Here is a 21,495-nt window from a genome sequence, read left to right as displayed (position 1 = left end):
AGCCCTACGGATCGACCTTGACGCCGGCGTCCTTGACGACCTTGCTCCAGATCTCGCTTTCGCGCTTGAGGAAGCCGTCGAAGTCGAAGCCGACAGCCGCAGGGATCGAGCCGCTGGCCGCGAGCTTGCGCTGCAATTCGGCGTCGCCCAGCGCCGTCGCCAGCGCGGTTCGCAATTTCTCCGTCACCGCAGGCGGCGTGCCCTTCGGCGCCATCAGGCCGACCCAGGCCGAGACGTCGAAATCGGCATAGCCCTGCTCGGCGACGGTCGGCACCTTCGACAGCAATCCCGCGCGCTCACTGGTGGTAACGCCGAGCGCCTTGAGCGAGCCACCCTCGACCTGTCCCGCGACCGCTGCCAGCGTCGCGAAAGTAACGTCGAGCGCTCCGCCCGCGACATCGGCGAGCGACGGTCCCTCGCCCCGATAGGGCACGTGCTGCATCTTGCTGCCGGTGCGCATGGCAAAGAGCTCGCCGGCGAGATGGGCGACGGTCCCGGTGCCGCCCGAGGCGAACAGGACAGGCTCGGGCCGCTTCTTCGCCAGCGCCTCCAGGTCTTTCATCGTGTTCACCGGCGAATCCGGCCGGGTCACGACCACGAAGGGCAGCTTCGCCATCAGCCCGATCGGGATGAGATCGCTGCGCCAGTCGAACGGCATGCTGGCCCGCAGCGCCGGGTTGATCACCATCGTCGTCGGCGCGGCCAGCAGCGTGTAGCCGTCCGGATCGGCCTTGGTCACGGCTTGCGTGCCCGTCATCGTCGCGCCGCCGCCGCGATTGTCGATGATGACGCGCTGGCCGAGGATCTGGCTCAGCGACTCCGCGATCAGGCGCGCCGTGACATCGACGCCGCCGCCGGCCGCGAAGGTGACGATCAGGGTGACGGGCTTGGCCGGGTAGGATTGCGCCAGCGCCGGGCAGGCCAACGTGGCCGCCATGCCGGACAGGACGAACCGCCGGCTCACGGCCGGCTGACGCTTCTGCATACTGAAATCCTCCCTGGATTTTTCTGCGCGCACTCAAACGGAGCCGGCTGGCCGATTCAAGTGACGTTCTATTCCAGAGCTATAGCTTCAGGACATGGATCCTGCTTGCAGCTCATCCTTCAGGCAATGCTCGAAGCGCTCCGTCAGTTCGCCAGGCGCGGCGAGCGGACGGTGCAGATAGGCCTCGTAGCGCCGGTTCGTTGGGACCGGCAGACAGCGCAAACGCGACATGTCGGCGGCACGCGCCGAGAACTCGTCGACGATGCAGACGCCGATCCCGGCCTCGACCAGCGCGACCGCCGTCTCGGCGAAACGCACCATATGCGTCCGAGCCGGCCGCAGCCCGTGATCCGACAGGATACCCGCCGCCATATCGCCATGGACGGACCGAGGCTGGAAGACGATCCAGGCACGGTCAGCGAGGCCGGCGAGACTCACCTCGCCGGAGGGCACATCCTCCGTCCCGGCCGGCATCAGCAGCACCGGCCGGCCGCTACCGACGGGCGTGCTGACCACCTCGTGATGCATGACCGGAAACAGCGTCACCGCCGCATCGGCTGAGCCGTCAAGTAGATAGGGCAGCACCTGGCTGACGGTCAGGATGTCGAGCTGCAGCGAAACCGCCGGCATGCGCGAGAGCAAACGCGCCAGCGCCGCAGGAACGAGCCCGCGGCCGATGCTGGGCGAGGCGCCGCAACGGAACACCGAGCGTTCCGGCAGTGCCGCCTGCGCCGCCCGCTCCACCGCCGAACGCATCTGCTCGAAGGCGCGGTCGATGTCGGCGAGGAAGCGCGATGCCTCCTGGGTCGGTGTCAGCCGGCCGCGGACCCGGTTGAACAGCCGGGCGCCGAGCTGATCCTCCATGCGCAGGATCATGCGCGTCACCGTCGGCTGCGCGATGCGCAACTCGCGTGCGGCACCGGCGAGGCTGCCGGCGGCCATCACCGCCTTGAACACCTCGATCTGGCGGAAGGTCAGCACGCTATCCTCGCTGGCGTTCCGGCGAGGAGGCCGCCGGCATCGACGGCAGCGAAGCCGCCGAGGCCGGCAGGGTCAAGCGATCACTCGCCCTTGTTGACCGAGATCGGCTTCAGCACGTTGCTTGGCTGGACATACTTGGCGACCAGCGCGTCATAGGTACCGTTCGCCTGCAGGCGTTCGAGCGCGCCCTTGACCGCATCGCGCAGCTGGCCGCCCTCGGCCGTCTTCGGGAACGGGATGCCGGTCAGCGAGCGGGTGAAGGGCTCGCCGAGCGGGATATAGGTGTTCGGCTCGAGCTTGACGAAATGGTTCATCGTCTCGCTGCCCTGGACACCGCCCTGCAGGCGCTGCGTCTTCAGCTGGGTGCGGGCGTCGACCGAGCCTTCGGTGCCGACCACGGTGATCGCCGGCTTGCCCTTGGCGACGCAGTTGGCATCGCTCCACTCGCCGATCTGCTTTGGCCAGTTGGTCGAGCGGCTGGCGCCGACGCTCTTGCCGCAGAGATCCTCCACCGACTTGATCGTCGAGGCGAAGGCGGTGACCGTATAGAACTGCGCGCCCGATACCATGTAGTCGACGAAGTCGACCGTCTCGCGCCGCGCCGGCAGATCACTCATCCCGGCCATCACCATGTCGACGCGTCCGGTCGTCAGCGAGGGCAGCATCTGGGCGAAGGCGGTGTCCTGCCACTCGGCCTTGACGCCGAGTTCCTTGGCGATCGCCTCGCCGAGCTCGTAGTCGAAGCCGGCCATCGTGTTGGTCGCCGGGTCCTTGTAGACGATCGGCGCATAGTTCGGCTGGGTCGCGATGACGATCTTGCCGGCGGTCTTGATCCGGTCCGGCAGGGCCTGGGCCTGGGCGGCGAGCGCGGTGCAGGCGAGCAGCGCGGCGGCGAACGAAAGGCGAAGCATGGTGATCTCCCTGTTTGTCTTAGCTGGATTCACTTGAGGACGGCGGCGATGAAGTCGCGGGTGCGGGGCTGCTGCGGCGAGACCAGCACCTGCTGCGGCGGGCCCTGCTCGACGATCTCGCCCTTGTCCATGAAGACGACGTCGTTCGCGACCTCGCGGGCGAAGCCGAGCTCATGGGTGACGACGATCATGGTCATGCCGGAGGCGGCAAGGTCGCGCATCACGTTCAGCACCTCGCCGACGAGCTCGGGATCGAGCGCCGAGGTCGGTTCGTCGAACAGCATCAGCTGGGGCTTCATCGCCAGCGCGCGGGCAATCGCGATGCGCTGCTGCTGGCCGCCGGAGAGCTCGATCGGATAGGAATCGCGCTTCTCGGCGAGGCCGACGCGCTCGAGCAGCGCCATGGCCTCAGCGATGGTCTCGCGCCGCGGCCGTTTCAGCACCGTGAGCGGGCCCTCGATGATGTTCTGCAGAACGGTCATGTGGTTGAACAGGTTGAAGCGCTGGAAGACCATGCCGGTCTTGAGGCGCTGGCGCGCGATCTCGACGTCGCTGAGCTCGTGCAGCTCATTGCCGACGCGGCGATAGCCGATCAGCTCGCCTGCGACCATGATCGCGCCAGCATCGATCTTCTCGAGCTGGTTGATGCAGCGCAGCAATGTCGACTTGCCCGAGCCGGACGGGCCGATGATGCATTGCACCGCGCCCGGCAGGACCGAGAGCGAGACCTTGTTCAGCGCCTTCAGCGGGCCGAACTGCTTGGTGACGCTGGCGGCGACGACGATCGGGGACAGGGCGGTCACGCGGCGGCCTCCTCGGCGATTTGAGGCTTGGCGCGGCGCTCGCCCCGGCCCTTCGAGAAGGCGCGTTCGAGGAAGAACTGGCCGATCTGCAGGAGAGTGACGACGAGCAGGTACCAGCCGGCCGCGACGATCAGCAATTCGATGACGCGGGCATTGGCGTAATAGACATTCTGCGCATTGCGCAGGATCTCGGAAAACTGGATCACGCTGGCGACCGAGGTCAGCTTGACCATGCTGATCACCTCGTTGCCCACAGGCGGGATGATCACCCGCATCGCCTGCGGCAACACGATCCGGCGCAGCGTCGTCAGCCTTGTCATGCCGATCGCCTTGGCGGCCTCGGTCTGGCCGAGGTCGACCGAGAGGATGCCCGAGCGGACAACCTCGGCGGTGTAGGCGCCCTGGTTCATGCCGAGCCCGAGCAGCGTCGCCATGAACGGCCCGATGATGTCGATGGTCCGCCACTCGATCACGCCGGGGATGCCGATCGTCGGGAAAACCAGCGCCAGATTGAACCAGAGCAGCAATTGCAGCAGCAGCGGCGTGCCCCGGAAGAACCAGATATAGAACAGCGCGACGCCGCGCAGCACCGGGTTCGGCGACATGTACATGATCGCGAAGACGACGCCGAGCACGATGCCGAGCCCCATCGCGCAGGCGGTCATGATCAGCGTGTTGACGAGGCCGGCGAGGATCGCCGGCGCAGTGAAGAACTGCGCCACCACCGGCCAGGCGATCTGCCCCTGCGCGAACGCCTTCACCACCCAGGCCAGCACGAACAGGATCGCAGCAGCGGCGATCCAGCGCCCATAGAAGCGCTTGGGGACAATGGTCAGGCCGGCGATCTCGGCAAGGCCGCGATCCGGCATGGTCCGGCTTGCGTCGCTCATGCCGCGCCCTCCCTCGTCCACTGCGAGAAGCCGGCGAGCCAGTCGCGGAAGCGGCCGATCTGCTCGACGACCCTGGCCGGGGCCGTGCCGCCATGGCCGCTGCGCGCCGCAACCGCCGCATCGAGCGTCAGCACTTTCAGCACGCTCTCGTCGAGACGCGGATCGATCGCACGCAATTCCACCGGCTCCAGCCCTTCGAGCTCGCGGCCCATCTCCTCGCAATAGCGCACCAGCGCGCCGCTGATCTCATGCGCCTCGGCGAAGGGCACGCCCTTGCGGGCGAGATGATCGGCGACTTCGGTCGCGAGCGCAAAGCCGGTGCTGGCCTGCGCCCGCATCACCTCGGGCTTGGCTTCCATCGTCGCGACCAGCCCGGCGAAGGCCGGCAGCACCTCGCCGAGCACGTCGACCGCGTCGAAGGCGGCGCGTTTGTCCTCGGCGAGGTCGCGGTTATAGGCCAGCGGCAGTCCCTTCAGCGCGCCCAGCATGGCGACGAGATCGCCGGTCAGCCGTGCCGCCCGGCCGCGCGAGATCTCGGCGATATCCGGATTCTTCTTCTGCGGCATGATCGAGGAGCCCGTCGCGAAAGCATCGTCGAGCACGACCCAGCCGAACTGGCGCGAGGTCCAGAGCGTCACCTCCTCCGCCAGCCGCGACAGGTTGGTCGCCAGCATCGCCGCGACGAACAGGAATTCCGCGACATGGTCGCGCGCGCCGACGGCGTCGACCGAGTTCTCGCAGGGGCCGTCATAGCCGAGCGCCTTGGCGCTGAGTTCGGGTGTCAGCGCAATCGCCGAGCCGGCGAGCGCTGCTGCGCCCAGCGGCGAGAGCGAGGAGCGCTTTTCCCAATCCTGCAGGCGGGAAGCGTCGCGCGACAGCGCCTGGCCGTGGGCCATCAGCCAGTGTCCGAAGGTGACGGGCTGGGCGCTCTGGAGATGGGTGAAGCCCGGGCAGACCGAGCCTGCGTGCCGCTCGGCCTGACCGGCGATGGCATCGAGCAGCTCGGCCAGCATCGCGCCGATCGCGCGGGCCTCGGCGCGGAGATAGAGCTTGAGATTATTGGCGGCCTGGTCGTTGCGCGAGCGGCCGGCCCGGAGCTTGGCGCCGGTCGCGCCAATCCGCGCGGTCAGCACGCGTTCGATGAAGGTATGGACGTCTTCGTCGTTCTCGTCCGGTGCCAGCGCCCCGGCGGCGAGATCGCTGGCGATCGCTTCGAGCGCTGCGACGATGGTCCTGAACTCGTCCTGGCTGAGCAGTCCGGCGCGCTCCAGTTCGGCCGCATGCGCCTTGCCGCCAGCGATGTCCTGTGGCGCGAGCCGGGCATGGGCGCCGGCTGCGCTCGACAATTTCATCATGCGCGGATCCGGCGGCTTGCGAAAACGGCCGCCCCAGAGACGCGTGGTCTGGTTCATGATGTTCTTCTCCCCTATCGAAAACACTGCCCTCTTGACCGCGCAACCGGCAAACGAAACGATCTCCTCAAGGGTAGTCGCTGAAGGAATATCTGCTTGGCCGGCCGCAACCTCCCGCCGTCGACCACGGCACTCAGGGTCTTCCTCGCCGTCGCCCGCCTCGGATCGACGGCGAAGGCGGCCGGCGAGGTGCACCTGACCCAGAGCGCCGTCTCCAAGCAGATCCAGGCGCTGGAGGAGCATCTCGATACAGAGCTGTTCGAGCGCAGCCCCGCCGGACTCAAACCCACCGAGGCCGGCACGATCTACCGCCCCTATGCCGAGGCTGCGATCGAGCAGATGGAGCGCGGCGCCCGCCGTCTCGCCGAGCGCGCCGCGATCGGTCGGCCGATCCGCCTGCACATGATCGCCATAGCCGGCGAGCGCTGGCTGATGGAGCGCTTCCCGGAATTCGCCCAGGCGCATCCCGAGATCGACGTACAGTTCACCAACTTCGTCAGCGAGAAGGAGATCGAGGAAGCCGACCTCGAGATCGTCCATGGTTTCGGCCCCTGGCCGGATCGCGAGTCGCACTATCTGTTCGGCCGCCGGGTCGCGCTGGTTGCAGCCCCCGCAGCGCTCGAACGTCTGGGCGGCTTCGCCCGTGCCGCCGACATCCAGAAGATGACGCTGCTGCAGCATTTCCAGATGCCGGCCTTCTGGGCCGAGTTCACCGAAGCGCACGGCCTGCGTGGTGCCGTGCCGGCCCATACCGTGCGCTACGGCTATTATTCCGTGATCATCCGCGCCGCCGTCGCCGGGCTCGGCGTCGCGCTCGCGCCACGCTGCTATGTCGCCGAGGAACTGGCCTCGGGCGCGCTGGTCAATCCGCTCGGCCTCGATTTCGACAGCGCTACCGGCTGCTGGCTGACCGTCAATTCGCAAAGCGAGCGCAGCCCCGCCCTCGATACGCTGATCGCCTGGCTCTGCGAGGAGGCCCGCCGCTTCGAGGCAGCGGGTTGAGCCCACAAGGCGCATGCTCTAGACCGGCCGCCATGCTTCCGATGGCGAAGGCCCGATGCGCATAGCCGTGACCGGACGGACCGGGCAGGTCGTCCAATCCCTCCTCGCCCGCGCCGAGGCGGCCGGCATCGCGGTCGTCCCGGTCGGCCGGCCCGAGCTCGATCTGGCGCAGCCGGAAAGCGTTCGGCAGGCACTCGCCGCATCAAGCCCCGACTGCATCGTCAACGCCGCCGCCTACACCGCCGTCGACAAGGCCGAGACCGAACCGGAGCTCGCCATGCGGATCAACGGCGCTGGCGCCGGTGCTGTGGCCGCAGCGGCTGCGGCCCTAAGCGTGCCGCTGATCCAGATCTCCACCGACTACGTCTTCGACGGCATGGCGCCGCGCCCCTGGCGCGAAGACGATCCGACCGCCCCGCTCGGCGCCTATGGCCGCTCCAAGCTCGCCGGCGAGGAAGCGGTCGCAGCCTCCGGCGCCGACTGGACGATCCTGCGCACCGCCTGGGTCTACAGCCCCTATGGCGCCAACTTCGTGAAGACAATGCTGCGCCTCGCCGAGAGCAGGGACGAGATCGGCGTCGTCTCCGATCAACTGGGCTCGCCGACCAGCGCGCTTGATCTTGCCGACGCGATCATCGCAATGGCAAAGGCGCTGGTCGCCCGCCCCGGCGCTGCCTCGCTGCGCGGCGTCTTCCATGCAGCCGGCACCGGCGAGGCAAGCTGGGCGGATCTCGCCGAGACCGTCTTCGCCACCTCGGCAGCGCTGGGCGGGCCGAGCGCGACCGTCAGGCGCATTGCGACTTTGGACTACCCCACCCCTGCCCGCCGGCCGACCAATTCCAGGCTCGACTGTAGCCTGCTCGCGCAACGTCACGGCCTGCGCCTGCCGCCCTGGCAGGACTCGGTAAAAACCTGCGTCGCCACGCTGCTCGCGCAATCGCGAAGCTGAAGGATGTTCGGGTGGCCACGCGCGACTAGTCGGCCTGACGCCACACTTCCCCTGCCGGTGCAGAGCGCTCATGCTGCATCGGCTGTGGCCGAAGACGACATGACGGTCGAGATTGCACCGCAGCCGCGACGAAGACGTGCACGAGGATCGAAGGCCCTATGAACGCTCCCGCCACCACCCCCGGCACCCCTCGGCATCCCGCCCTCGATGGCCTCACTACTGCCCTGCGTGAGCTTCTCGGCCCGCGCTGCTCGACTTCGGATAGCGAGCGTGAGCATCACGGCCATGGCGAATCCTATCACCCGACCAAGGCGCCCGATGTGGTCTGCTATCCGCAGACCACCGATGAGGTCAGCAGGATCGTAAAGCTATGCCATCAGGCCAAGGTGCCGGTCATTCCGTTCGGCGCCGGCACCTCGCTCGAAGGCCATGTCGTCGCGCTGCATGGCGGTGTCTGCATCGATCTCTCGCGCATGAATGCGATCACCGAAGTCAACGCCGAGGACCTCGACTGCACGGTCGAGGCCGGCGTCACCCGCAAGCAGCTCAACGAGCACCTGCGCGACACCGGCCTGTTCTTCCCGGTCGATCCCGGCGCCGATGCCACGCTTGGCGGCATGACCGCGACGCGCGCCTCCGGCACCAATGCAGTCCGCTACGGCACGATGAAGGACAATGTGCTGGCGCTCACCGTCGTGCTCGCCGACGGCACGATCGTGAAGACCGGCGGCCGGGCCCGCAAATCCTCGGCCGGCTACGACCTCACCCGCCTCTTCGTCGGCTCGGAAGGCACGCTTTGCGTCATCACCGAGATCACGTTGAAGCTCTACGGTATCCCGGAGGCGAGCTCGGTCGCGGTCTGCTCCTTTCCGGACATCGCCAGCGCTGTCAATTGCGCCATCGAGACGATCCAGTGCGGCGTCCAGGTCGCCCGCGTCGAACTGCTCGACGAGACCTGCATGCGCGCGATCAACCGCCACAACAATCTGAGCTATCCAGAGACCGTCGCGCTCTTCCTCGAATTCCACGGCACGGACGCGGCGGTGGTCTCGCAGGCGCAGATGGTCGAAGCGCTCGCCGAGGGCCATGGCGGCGAAGGCTGGCGCTTTGCCGCCACCGCCGAGGAGCGCAGCAAGCTCTGGCAAGCCCGCCACAACCTGCATTACGCGCTGCTCGCCTTGCGCCCCGGCGCCAGCAGCTGGGGCACCGACACCTGCGTGCCGATCTCGCAGCTCGCCGCCTGCATCACCGAGATCAGGGAGCACGCCAAGGATGCGCCCTTCCCGGTCACGGCGCTCGGCCATGTCGGCGACGGCAATTTCCACATGGGCTTCCTGATCAGGATGGATTCGCCCGACGAGATCCGCGAGGCTGAGCGGCTGAACGGCCTGCTGGTCAACCGCGCCATCGAGCTCGGCGGCACCTGCACCGGCGAGCACGGCGTCGGCTACGGCAAGGCGAAGTTCCTGCGCAAGGAGCACGGCGACGCCGCCGTCGAGGTGATGCGCACGCTGAAGGCGAGCCTCGACCCCGACAACATCATGAACCCCGGCAAGGTGCTGCCGCCGGCCCTCGATCGGGTCTAGGGCCGCGCCGCCCCGATCAGTCGAACCGAGGGTGGATGAATGGCCAGGGCGAGGCTTCCGAGCCGCGCTCGACCTCGACGACGATCAGGGTCGGCTCGTTCGACGCGATCGCCTCGGACAAGGCCGGCCGCAGCGCCGCTGGTGACCTCACGCTGTGCGCCTTGACGCCGAAGCTCTCCGCCAGCTTGACGAAGTCGGGATTGACCAGCGCCGATCCGATCTCGCGGCCGCCGAAGCTGTTGGTCTGGTCGCGCAGCACATTGCCGTAGGCGTTGTTGTTGAACAGGATGGTGACCAGCCCGATCTTCTCCTGCACCGCCGTCGCCAGTTCCTGCACGGCGAACATGAAGCCGCCATCGCCGGTGACCGAGACCACGGCTCGCTCGGGATGGGCGACCTTGACGCCGAGCGCCGTCGGGAAGCCGAAGCCGAGCGTGCCCTGATAGCCCTCGCTGACATAGGTCCGCGGCTCATAGACCGGGAAGCCGAAATAGGAGGTGAAGCCGACCTGGCAGAGCTCACCGACGAAGAAGCCATCGCGCGGCAGGATCTCGCGGATCGCATCGAGATAGGAGAGCTGCGGCTGGACCTGCTCGGTCTCTTGCCGGGTCGAGGCGCGGAGCTGCTGCAGCTCGGCTTTGCGTTCCGGTAGCGCTGAACTGCCGAGGCGGCGCACGGCCGTGAGCAGCGCAGAGACGGCCGCCTTCGCATCGGCGACGATGCCGATGGACGGCACCAGCCGCTCCATCTCGGCCGGGTCGATGTCGATGCGGATGAGCTGGCGCGCCTCGCCCGGCGCCTGGACATAGCTCATCGGGTTGGCCCAGCGCATATAGGGCGCTTCCAGGCGCGAGCCGATGCCGAGCAGGAGATCGGTCTTCGCCCAGCGCTTTGCTGCGGCATAGGAGGAGATGCTGAAGAGGTGGTCTTCCGGCACGGCGCCGCGCCCGCCGCGGAAGGCCGCGACCGGCGCGCCGACCGCCTCGGCCAGCGCAGCGATCTCGGCGCCGGCATCCTGTGCGCCGGTGCCCAGCATGATCAATGGCGAGCGGGCTGAAAGCAGCGCTCGCGCCGCCGCCTCGATCGCGGCCTGATCCGCAACCGGGGCTGCATCTTGTGTCGCCGCCGGGAAATGTTCGGGCGTCCTGCCCGCCCCGGCCATCACATCCCAGGCCATCTCGACCGCGACCGGCCCGGGCCGCCCGCTCAGCATCTGCCGGAACGCCTCCGCGAGAACGTCGCCGGTGTCCTCGACCCGCTCGATCCGCTCAGCCCATTTGGTCACGGTGCGCAGCGTCGCCAGCTGGTCCGGCAATTCGTGGAGATGGCCCCGGCCGCGGCCGATGAAGGCCGTGGGCACCTGTCCGGTGATGCAGAGCACCGGCGCGTTGCAGCCGAGCGCGGTCGAGAGCGCCGCGGTGGTGTTGAGCATGCCCGGCCCCGGCACCACCGAATAGACGCCCGGCCGCCCGGTCGAGCGGGCATAGCCGAAGGCCATGTAGGCGCAGGCCTGCTCATGCCGCGCGCCGAAGGTCCTGATCGCGTCGGAGCGCTGCTGCAATGCGTCGAAGAAGGCGTACATCTGGGCGCCGGGCAGGCCGAAGACGGTGTCGACCCCATTGGCGATCAGCGCTTCGACGATCGCGGCGCCACCGGTCATCTGCTGCGGCAAAACAGGTTTCAGCATGATCTCAGGCATCCCGGCTGGGTTGGAAGGGAGCAGGCGAAGGTCAGGTCTGGGCGAGCACGCCGACGGCGACGAGCGCCTCGACGAAACGCAGCGCATCCTCGCTGCGCAGACCGGCAAGGTTGATGCGCCCGCTCGGCACGAGATAGACGGCGTGCTCGGAGCGCAGCGCCTCGGCCTGCTCGCGCGTCAGCTTGAGCGTCGAGAACAGCCCGCGCTGCCTGGCGATGCCGGCGAGTGCCGGATGCAGGGCCGCGAGCGCAGAGCGAACCGAGTGGATGCGCTCGGCCATGCCGGTGAGCTCCTTGCGCCAGCTGGCGGTCAGCGCCTCGCTCTCAAGGATCGCGCGCACCACGGCAGCGCCATGATCCGGCGGCATCGACCAGCTCACCCGCGCCGCAGCAGCCATATTGCTGGCGACCGCTGCGGGCGTGCGCGACTTGACGTAGAGCGCGCCGGTCCGTTCGCGATAGAGCCCGAAATTCTTGTCGCAGGAATGGGAGACCAGCACCTCGGGACAGGCCTCGACGATGCGCCGCGCTCCGGCTGCATCGAGCTCGAGCGTCTCGCCGAGACCCTGATAGGCGAGGTCGACGAAGGGGATGAGGCCGCGTTCGAGGCAGAGTGCAGTCACCGCCTCCCACTGCGCCGCATCAAGGTCGAGACCGGTCGGGTTGTGGCAGCAGCCATGAAGCAGCGCGACGTCGCCCGCCAGCGCCGAGGACAGCGCCGCCATCATCGCCTCGAAAGAGAGGGTCTGGGTCGTCAGGTCGGCGAAGGCGTAGTCGCGCACCGCCAGCCCGGCAGCCTGGAAGATCGGGGCGTGGTTGGGCCAACTCGGCAGTCCCAGCCAGATCTGCGCCTGCAGCCGTGCCGCGGCGATCAGGTCGGCGCCAAGCCGGAGTGCGCCGCTGCCGCCGGGCGTCTGGAAGCCGACGATGTCGTCCTGCGGGATTCGCTGGCCGAAGACGATCGGCCTCAAGAGATCGACGAAGACCGGATCGCCTTCGATGCCGAGATAGGACTTGCTCGGCTGCTCATCGAGCAGGATGCGCTCCGCCTGCTTGACCGCTGCGAACACCGGCGTGCGGCCCTGCTCATCGCGATAGACCCCGACGCCGAGATCGATCTTGCCGGTCCGCTCATCTGCCCTGAACGCGGAAATCAGAGCAAGGATCGCATCTGCCGGCTTCGGCTTCAGGCTCTCGAACATGATGGTCTCCCGATTTCGGTGAACGTAGCGCGCATCGGACGCAATGTCCGCGCTTTCCAGGTGATGAAGCGAGCGGTCGATGCTAGCTTCCCGCACGAATGGAGTATTCCGCGCGCGAAAGCCGCACAATGCTCGCTGCGGGGATATCGCACATGCTCGACGCTTATGACGTGAAGCTCCTCTCCGCGCTCCAGCGCAAGGGCGACGCTGCCCATGTCGAGCTCTCCGAGAGCGTGCATCTCTCGCCGAGCCAGTGCGCCCGTCGCATCGAGCGGCTGCGCAAGCTGGGCTATATCGAGAAGGTCGTCTGCCTGCTCAGCCCGGCGGCGCTCGGCCTGCAGGTCATGGCGCATTCGCTGCTCAGCCTGCGGGCGCATGATGCCGCGCAGAACGCCTCGCTGCAGCAATTCCTGCTGGAGTCGCCGGAGGTGCTCGAATGCCATGCTCAGACCGGCGATGCCGACATGATCCTCAAGATCGTCGCGCGCGATCTCGCCCATCTCAGCGACTTCATTGATCGTCTGATCGCGGTCACCGGCGGCCTCGCCTCCTTGCGGACGGGCGTGGTGCTGAAGTCGATCAAGACGACGACGGAGCTGCCGCTGCGGGTCGTTGGCTGATCGGCAGCCCGTCCTCGGCCGACCGGGTCGTGTCGACCTCAGGCCGCAATGATCGGAGAAGCGGCGTAGGCCGGCTGGCGCACCGGCGTGCCCTCGAAGGCGGTACCTTCCTCGAACCAGCTCTTTGGCGCGGGGGCACCCCACAGCGTCTGGCGCTGCGGATCGCGCAGATCCCAGCGGATCGGCTCGTGATCGGGATCGATCGTCTGATAGTCCGAGCAATAGATCTCGATGCGATGGCCGTCGGGGTCACGGATATAGAGGAAGAAGGCGTTGGAAATGCCGTGGCGGCCCGGGCCGCGCTCGATATTGCCGACATAGCCGGTGGTCGCCATCAGATCGAGCAGGTCGATGATGTTCAGCGGCGTCGGCACCCAGAAGGCGACATGGTGCAGGCGCGGGCCGACGCCGTGGGTGAAGGCCATGTCATGGACGCCGCCCTTGCGGTGCATCCAGGCGGCCCAGAGCCGGGTGCGGTCCTCGTTCTCGGTGTATTCGGTCACGCGGAAGCCGATCTCGTTGTAGAACGCGACCGAGGCGTCGACATCGTCCGAGAAGCAGTTGAAATGGTCGATACGCAGGGGTTTCACCCCCCGATAGAGCGCGTATTTCTGGTGAACCGACGGTAGCTTGTCCATGCGGAAGTAGAACTCCAGCGGCACGCCAAGCGGATCGGTCGTGCGCAAGGTCCGCCCTTGATAAGGCTCCTCGACGAACTCGGCCTTCAAGCCCTTGGCGCGGAAGAAGCGCTGGGCCCTGTCGAGGTCTTCCTCCGAGAAGACCTTGAAGCCGAGATGGCGGGCGGTGGGCTCGGCCCCTCTCTCCAGGACGATGCAGTGGTGGCCACGCTCTTCCATGGCCCGGAAGTAGAGTCGCTCCGGCGTCTCCTGCGTGAGCTGCAGGCCAAGCGTGTCGCCCCAGAACCTCTTCGCAGCGGCGAGATCACCGACCGTCAGCACGACATGGTTCAGCCGCACGACGTGGAAGGGCGGATTGAGGACGCTGGACGGGACGGGCATGGTTCCTCCTGGGGATTGTTCTTTGCTGTCTTCTTGGCCGCGACGTCAGGCTCCCAGCCGCGGCACCTGGTGGGTATCGAAGGCCACGGCGACGTTCTTCGTCTCCATGTAGAAATCGAAGGAATAGTCGCCGCCATCCCGCCCGATACCGGATGACTTCACCCCGCCGAACGGCGTCGGCAAATGGCGGACATTCTCCGAATTGACCCAGATCATGCCGGCGTCGAGATCGCGCGCGACACGATGGGCGCGGCCGACATCGCGGGTCCAGATATAGCCCGCCAACCCGTACTGGACGTCGTTGGCGATCGCGATCGCATCGGCCTCGTCCTCGAACGGGATCATGGTCAGCACCGGCCCGAAGATCTCCTCCTGCGCGATCCGCATGCCATTGCTGGCACCAAGGTAGAGCGTCGGCTCGACATAATTGCCGGCGCCGTCCAGCGCGCGGCCACCGCCACAGGCGACACGGGCGCCGTCGCCCTTCGCCAAAGCGGGATAGGACAGGACCTTCTCGACATGGCGTGGATGGATCAGCGGCCCGATCTCGGTTGCCGGGTCGAGCGGATGGCCGACGCGCAGGCGCTTTACCCGCTCAGTGACCTTGGCGGAGAAGGCGTCGTAGATCGAACGCTGGACGAGCGCGCGCGACGACGAGGTGCAACGCTCGCCATTGAGCGAGTAGATCATGAACAGCACCGCATCGAGGGCGCGGTCGAGATCGGCATCCTCGAAGACGATCACCGGGTTCTTGCCGCCGAGCTCGAAATGGACGCGCTTCAGTGTTTCCGCGCCCTGGCGCATGATGTGCTGCCCGGTCGCCGTCTCGCCGACGAAGGCCACCGCCTTGATGTCCGGATGCTCGGTCAGCGCCTTGCCGGCGCTCTCGCCGAGGCCATGAACGACGTTGACCACCCCTGCCGGAAAGCCATGCGCGCGGATGGTCTCGTCCATGATCTCGCCGAGCAGCGTGGCAGACAAAGGCGACCATTCCGCCGGCTTGTGGACCACCGTGCAGCCGGCGGCGAGCGCCGGCGCGATCTTCCAGGTCGAGAGCATGAACGGCGTGTTCCACGGCGTGATCACGCCCACGGGGCCGATCGGCTGGCGCAGCGTGTAATTGATATGACCCTCGTCCGGCAGCGACATGCCATTGCCGGCCTCCGGCGCCCGGTCGGCATAGAAGCGGAAATTCTCCGCGCCGCGCAGCGCCGCCTTCGACATGAAACGGATCGCCTGACCGGTATCGCTGCTCTCGACCAGGGCGATCTCCTCGGCCCGCGCCTCGATCGCATCGGCGATCGCATGCAGCACGGCGCGGCGCTTGGCGCCGGAGGCCTTCTTCCAGGCCGGGAATGCCGTGCGCGCCGCCTTGGCGGCACGATCGATCTCGGCATTGTCACCCGCGGCGACCACCGACTGGCGCTCGTTCGTGGTCGGGTCGAGCGTCTCGAAAGTCGCGCCCGAGGCCGAGTGGACGGCCTCGCCTGCGATCAAATGCGGCACCTTGCCTGCCGTAAAGCGTTCCATCGCCTTGCGTGCCCTGGCGAGGTTCGCGGTCAGCTTGGTATCGGTCGCGGTCATGGCTTCGCCCTCGCTTTCAGGCGTTCGTGCAGATTGTTGGTTTTCAGCGACGCAGTCCCGTCGATCTCGGCGACGTCGACGCTGAGCGCCAGGCCACGGCGCTGGAAGGTCTCGGCGGTCTCGCGTTCGAGCACCGCCATCAGCGCTTCGGCGACGCGTCGGCGGGTCGCGGCGTCGCGCCCCTCGCCGATCCGCACGCTCACGGCGATGAAGGCGTTTTCGGGATCACCATCGGCGACGAGGTAGAGATCCCGCCGCGCCGCGCGGGTCCGCAAGCCCGCCAGCGGAAACACGCCCGTCTCCAGGGCGGCAGCGTGCAGCGCCTCGACCAGCCGCATCGGACGAACCTCGTCTTCGAGATTGGCGGAATATTCGATGACGATGTGGGGCACGTCGCTCCTCCGTGTCCAAATTAGATAACATGTTAAATTTATCATCGCAAGCTGGTTTGGCTCGGACTGCCGCCTAGGCTAGGGTGGCGCAAATCTCAGATGGGTTTCAAGGTTTGACCGAAGATTCGAAGACAACGGGCGCCACGGGTCCAGCCGCGACCAGGCTCCGCCTCCGCCATTTCTCCAAATCGCTGCCGATGTCGCTGCTACGGGCGCGGGAATCGGTGATGCGGCACTTCCGCAAGTCCCTGCGCGAATTCGGCGTGACCGAGCAGCAATGGCGCGTGCTGCGCGCGCTCAGCACCATGCCGCAGATGGAGGTGGCGGAACTGGCGCGGGCGACGTTCCTGCTCGGCCCCAGTCTGTCGCGGATTCTCGTCGACCTCGATCAGCGCAAACTGATCGTCCGGACGGCCGACCCTGCCGATCTGCGCCGCTGGATGATCTCGCTAAGCCCAGCCGGAACCGCTCTCATCGATGCGGTCACGCCGGTTTCGGAGACGATCTATCGCGAGATCGGCCAGCGCTTCGGCGCGGACAAGCTGGCCAATCTGCAGAGCCTGCTCGCCGAGCTCGAGCAGGCCATGGTCGGCATCGGCAGCGACACGCCGGACGCCCCTGCCGATTGAGCGGACGAACGGTCGGACTCAACCGCGACCGGCTGCCGGCATCCCCGGGAAGACGCCGAGCTTCGCCACATGCTGGCGAACGAGCTCTTCGCCGAAGGGCGTCGGACGCATGGCAGGCGCACGGTCATGGATCGCGATACCGGCCCGCGCCCCGAAGATGCGCTTGCCGTAGCAGATCAGGCTCTCCAGCGACTGCATCATGAACACGATCACGGGCAGGATGTCGCGATAGATGCGTTCTGCCTCGGCCTCGTTGCCGGCGACGAAGCTGTCATAGGCTCTGGTGGTGAAATCGATGATCTCGGGGGCGAGGATCATGCCGACGCAGCCGGCGCGCAGGTTCTCGATCAGCTCGAGACCGCCGCGGCCGTTCATCACCGGCAGCCGGCCCTCGGTCGTCTCGATCAACTGCCGGATTTCGGTCGCCGGCCCCTCGCCCTTCACCAGCTTGATGTTGGGATGCTGCGCGACGAGGCTGCGAATATCCTCCGCCGACAGGCCGCGGCCCATATAGGCTGGTGCGTTCTGGATCGCGACGGGCAGGTGCGTGGCATCCGCGACCCGGCCGAAGAAGCGGATGTATTCGCCCGCCGCGAAGCTGCCGACCATGGGCGGTTGCAGGATGACCCAGTCGGCCTTCGCCGACTCGGCCGCCTTGACCAGTTCGATCTGCTCGCCGACCGAGGTGCCATAGATCGTGAAGCCGAGTGGCTTCAAGCCCCCGACATCCTCCGAGGTCCATTCCATCACAGTACGCCGTTCCGGCACGGTCAGCTTGGAGACCTCCGTGGCGAGGCCGAGTGCTGCGATGCCGTGGGCGCCGTGTTCCAGGCAGATCTCGACCTGCCGCCGCATCGCCCGCCGGTCGAGCCGCTCCTGCGCGTCGAACAGCGCATAGAGGATCGCATGGATGCCGGTGAATGCTGTGGTCATGACGTCACCTCCAATGATCAGATGTTAAACATCAGATGAATGCTTGCATGCAAGCCCCGGCCGTGACATTTTCCCGCCACGGGAGGGAACAGCGGCATGCAGCGTGGCAGCAAGCCAGGAAAGATCGGCGCCATGGTCGCGGCACTCGGGGCCGCGATCGTGCGTGGCGAGATCGCTTCGGGAACCGTGTTGCCGGCTGAACCCGAGCTGGCCGAGCGCTACAGTGTCGGCCGCAGCGTCGTCCGCGAAGCCGTCAAGATCCTCGTCGCCAAGGGCCTGCTCACCGTGCGGCCGCGTCACGGAACGCAGGTGCGCGCCCAGCATGACTGGACGCTGCTCGACCGCGAGGTGCTCGGCTGGATGCGCAGCGAGGACGGGCTCGACCGCGACCTCTTGCTCGCTCTGGAGGAGACGCGCGAGATCATCGAGCCGGAGGCGGCGGCCCTGGCAGCGATCCGCGCCACGCCCGCGGACCTCGCCAGCATCCGCGCTGCGCTGGCCGCCATGGAGGCTGACCAAGACGATCCTCAAGCCGCCATCGCCGCCGACAAGCGCTTCCACCTTGCGATCCTCGACGCCACCAACAACCCGATCCTGCGCAGCTTCCGCGGCGCGATCGATACGATCCTGAGCACGATGTTCGATTTCACCGTCGACGTCTTCGCCGGCAACCTCGCCAACCATGCCGCGGTCGTCGACGCGATCGCCGATGGCGATGCCGAGCGAGCTAACCAGGCGATGCGGCGGGTTCTCGGCTACACGCGCCGCCACATGCTCTCCAACCCTGCTTTGGCGGGTGGAACCAACCCAAACAAAAAAACTGCACCAGGAGAAACGCCATGAAATTCGCAAAACTGCTGCTCGCTGCCACCGTCGCGGCGGTGTCGCTGCCCGCCTTCGCCGCCTGGCCGGAGCGCCCGATCACGCTGGTCGTGCCATGGGCCGCCGGCGGCGGCACCGATGCGGTCGCGCGCATCCTCGCGGCCGGCCTCGAAAAGGAGCTCGGCAAGCCGGTCAACGTCGTCAACCGCACCGGTGGCGGCGGCGTGGTCGGCCACACCGAGATCGTCAACGCCAAGCCGGACGGCTACACGATCGGCCTTGCGACCGCTGAGGTGACAACCTTTTACTGGTCCAACACCGCGCCGTTCACCTATGAGAAGCTGACGCCGATCGCGCTGGTGAACTTCGATTCCGCCGCCTTCAACGTCGCCGCGAACTCACCCTGGGCCGATCTGCGCGCGGCGCTCGACGACATCAAAAAGCAGCCAGTCGGCAAGTACAAGCTCTCTGGCATGGGCGCGGGCGCAGCCTACCATCTCGCCTTCGCCGGCCTGATGCAGCTTGAGGGCATCGACCCGAAGGCAGTCGTCGTGGTGCCGAGCCAGGGCGCGGCGCCCGGCTTTCAGGAGCTGGCCTCCGGCGGCGTCCAGATCGTCCCGTCCTCCCTGCCTGAGGGCAAGCCGATGTTCGATGCCGGCCGCGTCAAGTCGCTGGCCGTGATGTCGAAGGAGAAGATCGGCGCCTTCCCGAGCGTGCCTACGGTCAAGGACGCGATCGGCAAGGAGTATGAGGGTGGCACCTGGCGCGGCCTCGCCGCCCCGGCCGGCCTGCCGGCTGACGTGACGGCCCGCCTCGTCGAAGCGACGGAGAAGGTCGCGAACTCCGAGGCCTACAAGTCCTTCCTGGCTGAGCGCGGCTTCGGCTACGCCTTCGCCAAGGGCCCGGCCTTCGGCACCTTCCTCGCGACCCAGCATAAGAGCAACGGCGAGATCATGGGCGCGCTCGGTCTGCGCCTGCGCCATTAGTCGATCGCACTTCGCAATGACCAGGGCGCGGCAGCCTTCGCCGCGCCCGCTTCCATCGCGCACACCGAGCTTGTCATGAAGTTCAACGATCTCTTCGGAGGCCTCGTCTTCCTTGCCCTCGCGGGCCTGGTCGCTTTCGCCTCCTGGAACCTGCCGAACCCGTCGCAGCAGCCGCTCGGCCCCTCGGCCTTTCCGTTGATCCTGTCCGGTCTGCTGGCTCTCTGCGCCGCGATCCTCGCCGTGGGCGGCGCCCGTGCGACGCAGGGCGGGCCGCTGATCGGCCTCGCCGACTGGGCCCGCAGTGGTAGTGCGCTTGCGCGCCTGCTGCTCGTGCCGGCGGCAGTGATCTTCTACATGCTCTTTGCCGAGACGCTTGGCTTCCTGGTCTGCGCGCCGCTGATCCTCGTCGTCCTTTTTCTTGCGGGGGGCACGAAGCCGCTGCTGGCGATCGGGCTGTCACTCGCGGCCGCGCTCGTCATCCACTCGATCTTCTATCTGGCCCTCGGCGTGCAATTGCCCTGGGGACCGCTCGAACCCTTGCGCTGGTAAGCCTCCATGCTCGACGCCTATGTCACCGCGCTGGGGATGGTGCTCGATCCCTATGTGCTCTTCGTCATCACCGCCTCGGCGATCTACGGCCTCGTGGTCGGCTGCATCCCCGGCCTCTCGGCCACGATGGCGACGGCGCTGCTGGTGCCGCTGACCTTCTTCATGCCGCCGGTGCCGGCGATCGCCGCGATCGTCACCACCTCGACCATGGCGATCTTCTCCGGCGACATTCCCGGCTGCCTCCTGCGCATCCCCGGCACGCCGGCCTCGGCGGCCTATGTCGACGATTCCTACCAGATGACGCTGAAGGGCAAGCCGGAGCTCGCGCTCGGCATCGGCCTGTGGTTCTCGGTGCTCGGCGGCCTGTTCGGCACCGCGGTGATGATGGTGGCTTCTCCGGCTATCGCCGATTTCGCGCTCGGCTTCGGCTCGGTCGAGTTCTTCTGGATCGTCATGCTCGGCCTCGGCGGCGCCGTCTTCATCGGCTCCTCGACGCCGCTGAAAGCCTGCATTTCTCTTCTGATCGGCCTGCTGATCGCAATGGTCGGCATGAACAACCCGGCCGGCCAGCCACGCTTCACCTTCGAATCCACCGAGATGCTCGGCGGCGTCTCGCTGATCCCGATGATGGTCGGCATGTTCGCCTGCTCCGAGGTGATGCGCCACATGGTCTCTGATGGCAGTGCCCCGCATGCGGTTGTCCAGAAGATCGGCCCGATCTTCGCGAACATGTGGCGCCTGACCAAGCAGTACCCCTGGCAGCTGATCCGCGGCAGCGCGCTCGGCACCATCATCGGCATCCAGCCGGGCAGCGGCGCCGACATGGCGGCCTGGATGTCCTATGCGATGAGCAAGCGCTTCTCGAAGGAGCCAGAGAAATTCGGCACCGGCCATCCTGAGGGCCTGATCGAGGCCGGCGCCTCCAACAATTCCTCGCTCGCCGGCGCCTGGATCCCGGCTCTGGTCTTCGGCATCCCCGGCGACTCGATCACCGCGATCGCCATCGGCGTGCTGATGATGAAGAACATGGCGCCGGGGCCGACGATCTTCGTCAACAACCCGGAGAACGTCTATGCGGTCTTCCTGGTCTTCGTCATCGCCAACCTTTTGATGCTGCCGCTCGGCTGGGCGATCATCAAGATCGCGACGCGCGTGCTCTCCGTGCCGCGGCGCGTGCTGATGCCGATCATCCTGCTCTTCGCCATCGTCGGCTCCTACGCGATCAACAACTCGCTGTTCGATGTCGGTGTCATGCTTGCCTTCGGCGTGCTGGCCTTCGTGCTCGAGGAGAGCGATTTTCCGGTGGCGCCGGTGATCCTCGGCGTCGTGCTCGGGCCGCTGCTGGAGGAGTATTTCATCAACTCGATGATCAAATCCGACGGCCGGCTGATCGGCCTGGTCGACCGGCCGATCGCCGCCGTCCTCGCCGCGATCACGATCGGCATCATCGGCTGGACGGTCATCGCCTCGCTGCGGGGCGACAAGCCCAGTAGGCAACCCGCACAAGGCTGAAGCAGCGCGGGCCAGGGCCGCTCAGCCTAC

At 67.2% G+C, this 21,495-nt stretch carries 21 protein-coding genes; 9 read left to right on the top strand and 12 right to left on the bottom strand.

The features are described 5' to 3' along the window. Positions 1-4 precede the first annotated feature (4 nt). From B6S44_RS26780 to argH, 6 genes are all read right to left on the bottom strand, one after another. The gene (locus B6S44_RS26780) at positions 5-985 is read right to left on the bottom strand and encodes a Bug family tripartite tricarboxylate transporter substrate binding protein (protein ID WP_129159904.1); all 981 of its coding nucleotides are present in this window, start codon (positions 983-985) and stop codon (positions 5-7) included. Positions 986-1,072: 87 nt separating this feature from the next. Further along, complete coding sequence (locus B6S44_RS26775; RefSeq protein WP_129159903.1) at positions 1,073-1,966, bottom strand: LysR family transcriptional regulator; 894 nt, start codon at positions 1,964-1,966, stop codon at positions 1,073-1,075. A gap of 80 nt (positions 1,967-2,046) precedes the next feature. Further along, complete coding sequence (locus B6S44_RS26770) at positions 2,047-2,877, bottom strand: ABC transporter substrate-binding protein (RefSeq protein ID WP_129159902.1); 831 nt, start codon at positions 2,875-2,877, stop codon at positions 2,047-2,049. A 29-nt stretch (positions 2,878-2,906) separates the two neighbouring features. Then, positions 2,907-3,671, bottom strand: coding sequence for an amino acid ABC transporter ATP-binding protein (locus B6S44_RS26765; protein WP_129160020.1), 765 nt, complete (start codon positions 3,669-3,671; stop codon positions 2,907-2,909). Positions 3,672-3,676: 5 nt separating this feature from the next. Continuing rightward, the gene (locus tag B6S44_RS26760) at positions 3,677-4,570 is read right to left on the bottom strand and encodes an amino acid ABC transporter permease (RefSeq protein WP_129159901.1); all 894 of its coding nucleotides are present in this window, start codon (positions 4,568-4,570) and stop codon (positions 3,677-3,679) included. After that, a complete protein-coding gene (gene argH, locus B6S44_RS26755) occupies positions 4,567-5,982 on the bottom strand; it encodes an argininosuccinate lyase (protein ID WP_129159900.1) in 1,416 nt (471 codons plus the stop codon). Before argH ends, B6S44_RS26760 begins: the two co-directional genes overlap by 4 nt. A gap of 96 nt (positions 5,983-6,078) precedes the next feature. On the opposite strand from argH, the gene B6S44_RS26750 reads away from it, so the two are divergent. The 3 genes from B6S44_RS26750 (at position 6,079) to B6S44_RS26740 (ending at position 9,519) form a co-directional block, all read left to right on the top strand. After that, entirely contained in the window at positions 6,079-6,984 is a 906-nt protein-coding gene (locus B6S44_RS26750; protein ID WP_129159899.1) for a LysR family transcriptional regulator, read from the top strand. Between the two features lie 55 nt (positions 6,985-7,039). Beyond that, on the top strand, positions 7,040-7,933 hold the full coding sequence (gene rfbD, locus B6S44_RS26745; RefSeq protein ID WP_129159898.1) for a dTDP-4-dehydrorhamnose reductase: 894 nt from the start codon (positions 7,040-7,042) through the stop codon (positions 7,931-7,933). Positions 7,934-8,091: 158 nt separating this feature from the next. Further along, positions 8,092-9,519 carry an FAD-binding oxidoreductase gene (locus tag B6S44_RS26740; RefSeq protein ID WP_129159897.1) on the top strand — a complete coding sequence of 476 codons (1,428 nt, stop codon included), beginning with the start codon at positions 8,092-8,094 and terminating at the stop codon, positions 9,517-9,519. A gap of 16 nt (positions 9,520-9,535) precedes the next feature. On the opposite strand, the gene B6S44_RS26735 is transcribed toward B6S44_RS26740, so the two are convergent. Together B6S44_RS26735 and B6S44_RS26730 are read right to left on the bottom strand one after the other, a co-directional pair. Further along, positions 9,536-11,206, bottom strand: coding sequence for a thiamine pyrophosphate-dependent enzyme (locus B6S44_RS26735; protein ID WP_248309774.1), 1,671 nt, complete (start codon positions 11,204-11,206; stop codon positions 9,536-9,538). A 43-nt stretch (positions 11,207-11,249) separates the two neighbouring features. Then, positions 11,250-12,419: an amino acid aminotransferase gene (locus B6S44_RS26730; RefSeq protein ID WP_129159896.1), complete on the bottom strand. Its 1,170-nt coding sequence runs from the start codon at positions 12,417-12,419 to the stop codon at positions 11,250-11,252. 152 nt (positions 12,420-12,571) lie between these two features. Here B6S44_RS26730 and B6S44_RS26725 point away from each other — a divergent pair, with 152 nt between their 5' ends. Beyond that, positions 12,572-13,039, top strand: a complete 468-nt coding sequence (locus B6S44_RS26725; RefSeq protein ID WP_129159895.1) for an Lrp/AsnC family transcriptional regulator — start codon at positions 12,572-12,574, stop codon at positions 13,037-13,039. 38 nt (positions 13,040-13,077) lie between these two features. Here B6S44_RS26725 and hpaD read toward each other — a convergent pair whose 3' ends face one another. Genes hpaD through B6S44_RS26710 form a run of 3 tightly spaced genes read right to left on the bottom strand, consistent with a single transcriptional unit; the run spans position 13,078 to position 16,034 of the window. Then, positions 13,078-14,058 (bottom strand): 3,4-dihydroxyphenylacetate 2,3-dioxygenase, encoded by a 981-nt coding sequence (gene hpaD, locus B6S44_RS26720; protein ID WP_129159894.1) that lies wholly within the window; start codon positions 14,056-14,058, stop codon positions 13,078-13,080. Positions 14,059-14,103: 45 nt separating this feature from the next. Beyond that, entirely contained in the window at positions 14,104-15,642 is a 1,539-nt protein-coding gene (gene hpaE / locus B6S44_RS26715) for a 5-carboxymethyl-2-hydroxymuconate semialdehyde dehydrogenase (RefSeq protein ID WP_129159893.1), read from the bottom strand. After that, positions 15,639-16,034, bottom strand: coding sequence for a 5-carboxymethyl-2-hydroxymuconate Delta-isomerase (locus B6S44_RS26710; protein WP_164985976.1), 396 nt, complete (start codon positions 16,032-16,034; stop codon positions 15,639-15,641). The genes hpaE and B6S44_RS26710 overlap by 4 nt, the downstream gene beginning before the upstream one ends. A 197-nt stretch (positions 16,035-16,231) precedes the next feature. Here B6S44_RS26710 and hpaR point away from each other — a divergent pair, with 197 nt between their 5' ends. Continuing rightward, positions 16,232-16,663: a homoprotocatechuate degradation operon regulator HpaR gene (gene hpaR / locus B6S44_RS26705; protein WP_129159891.1), complete on the top strand. Its 432-nt coding sequence runs from the start codon at positions 16,232-16,234 to the stop codon at positions 16,661-16,663. Between the two features lie 18 nt (positions 16,664-16,681). Here hpaR and B6S44_RS26700 read toward each other — a convergent pair whose 3' ends face one another. Beyond that, a complete protein-coding gene (locus B6S44_RS26700; protein WP_129159890.1) occupies positions 16,682-17,596 on the bottom strand; it encodes a dihydrodipicolinate synthase family protein in 915 nt (304 codons plus the stop codon). Between the two features lie 96 nt (positions 17,597-17,692). On the opposite strand from B6S44_RS26700, the gene B6S44_RS26695 reads away from it, so the two are divergent. The 4 genes from B6S44_RS26695 (at position 17,693) to B6S44_RS26680 (ending at position 21,465) form a co-directional block, all read left to right on the top strand. Further along, entirely contained in the window at positions 17,693-18,439 is a 747-nt protein-coding gene (locus B6S44_RS26695) for a FadR/GntR family transcriptional regulator (RefSeq protein WP_129159889.1), read from the top strand. Further along, positions 18,436-19,404, top strand: coding sequence for a Bug family tripartite tricarboxylate transporter substrate binding protein (locus B6S44_RS26690; protein WP_129159888.1), 969 nt, complete (start codon positions 18,436-18,438; stop codon positions 19,402-19,404). The genes B6S44_RS26695 and B6S44_RS26690 overlap by 4 nt, the downstream gene beginning before the upstream one ends. 75 nt (positions 19,405-19,479) lie before the next feature. After that, complete coding sequence (locus B6S44_RS26685; RefSeq protein WP_129159887.1) at positions 19,480-19,953, top strand: tripartite tricarboxylate transporter TctB family protein; 474 nt, start codon at positions 19,480-19,482, stop codon at positions 19,951-19,953. Positions 19,954-19,959: 6 nt separating this feature from the next. Beyond that, entirely contained in the window at positions 19,960-21,465 is a 1,506-nt protein-coding gene (locus B6S44_RS26680; protein WP_129159886.1) for a tripartite tricarboxylate transporter permease, read from the top strand. Positions 21,466-21,495: the final 30 nt, after the last annotated feature.

Origin of the sequence: Allobosea sp. Tri-44, assembly GCF_004123845.1 — a bacterium.
GTDB lineage: Bacteria > Pseudomonadota > Alphaproteobacteria > Rhizobiales > Beijerinckiaceae > Allobosea.
This window is presented reverse-complemented; position numbering and strand designations above follow the sequence as displayed.

What these genes read in the sequence shown, in the direction of transcription:
- B6S44_RS26780 (WP_129159904.1), bottom strand. Translation starts at nt 985, where the DNA reads ATGCAGAAGCGTCAGCCGGCCGTGAGCCGGCGGTTCGTCCTGTCCGGC.
- B6S44_RS26770 (WP_129159902.1), bottom strand. Translation starts at nt 2,877, where the DNA reads ATGCTTCGCCTTTCGTTCGCCGCCGCGCTGCTCGCCTGCACCGCGCTC.
- B6S44_RS26760 (WP_129159901.1), bottom strand. Translation starts at nt 4,570, where the DNA reads ATGAGCGACGCAAGCCGGACCATGCCGGATCGCGGCCTTGCCGAGATC.
- argH (WP_129159900.1), bottom strand. Translation starts at nt 5,982, where the DNA reads ATGAACCAGACCACGCGTCTCTGGGGCGGCCGTTTTCGCAAGCCGCCG.
- rfbD (WP_129159898.1), top strand. Translation starts at nt 7,040, where the DNA reads ATGCGCATAGCCGTGACCGGACGGACCGGGCAGGTCGTCCAATCCCTC.
- B6S44_RS26740 (WP_129159897.1), top strand. Translation starts at nt 8,092, where the DNA reads ATGAACGCTCCCGCCACCACCCCCGGCACCCCTCGGCATCCCGCCCTC.
- B6S44_RS26735 (WP_248309774.1), bottom strand. Translation starts at nt 11,206, where the DNA reads ATGCTGAAACCTGTTTTGCCGCAGCAGATGACCGGTGGCGCCGCGATC.
- B6S44_RS26730 (WP_129159896.1), bottom strand. Translation starts at nt 12,419, where the DNA reads ATGTTCGAGAGCCTGAAGCCGAAGCCGGCAGATGCGATCCTTGCTCTG.
- B6S44_RS26725 (WP_129159895.1), top strand. Translation starts at nt 12,572, where the DNA reads ATGCTCGACGCTTATGACGTGAAGCTCCTCTCCGCGCTCCAGCGCAAG.
- hpaD (WP_129159894.1), bottom strand. Translation starts at nt 14,058, where the DNA reads ATGCCCGTCCCGTCCAGCGTCCTCAATCCGCCCTTCCACGTCGTGCGG.
- hpaE (WP_129159893.1), bottom strand. Translation starts at nt 15,642, where the DNA reads ATGACCGCGACCGATACCAAGCTGACCGCGAACCTCGCCAGGGCACGC.
- hpaR (WP_129159891.1), top strand. Translation starts at nt 16,232, where the DNA reads ATGTCGCTGCTACGGGCGCGGGAATCGGTGATGCGGCACTTCCGCAAG.
- B6S44_RS26700 (WP_129159890.1), bottom strand. Translation starts at nt 17,596, where the DNA reads ATGACCACAGCATTCACCGGCATCCATGCGATCCTCTATGCGCTGTTC.
- B6S44_RS26695 (WP_129159889.1), top strand. Translation starts at nt 17,693, where the DNA reads ATGCAGCGTGGCAGCAAGCCAGGAAAGATCGGCGCCATGGTCGCGGCA.
- B6S44_RS26690 (WP_129159888.1), top strand. Translation starts at nt 18,436, where the DNA reads ATGAAATTCGCAAAACTGCTGCTCGCTGCCACCGTCGCGGCGGTGTCG.
- B6S44_RS26685 (WP_129159887.1), top strand. Translation starts at nt 19,480, where the DNA reads ATGAAGTTCAACGATCTCTTCGGAGGCCTCGTCTTCCTTGCCCTCGCG.
- B6S44_RS26680 (WP_129159886.1), top strand. Translation starts at nt 19,960, where the DNA reads ATGCTCGACGCCTATGTCACCGCGCTGGGGATGGTGCTCGATCCCTAT.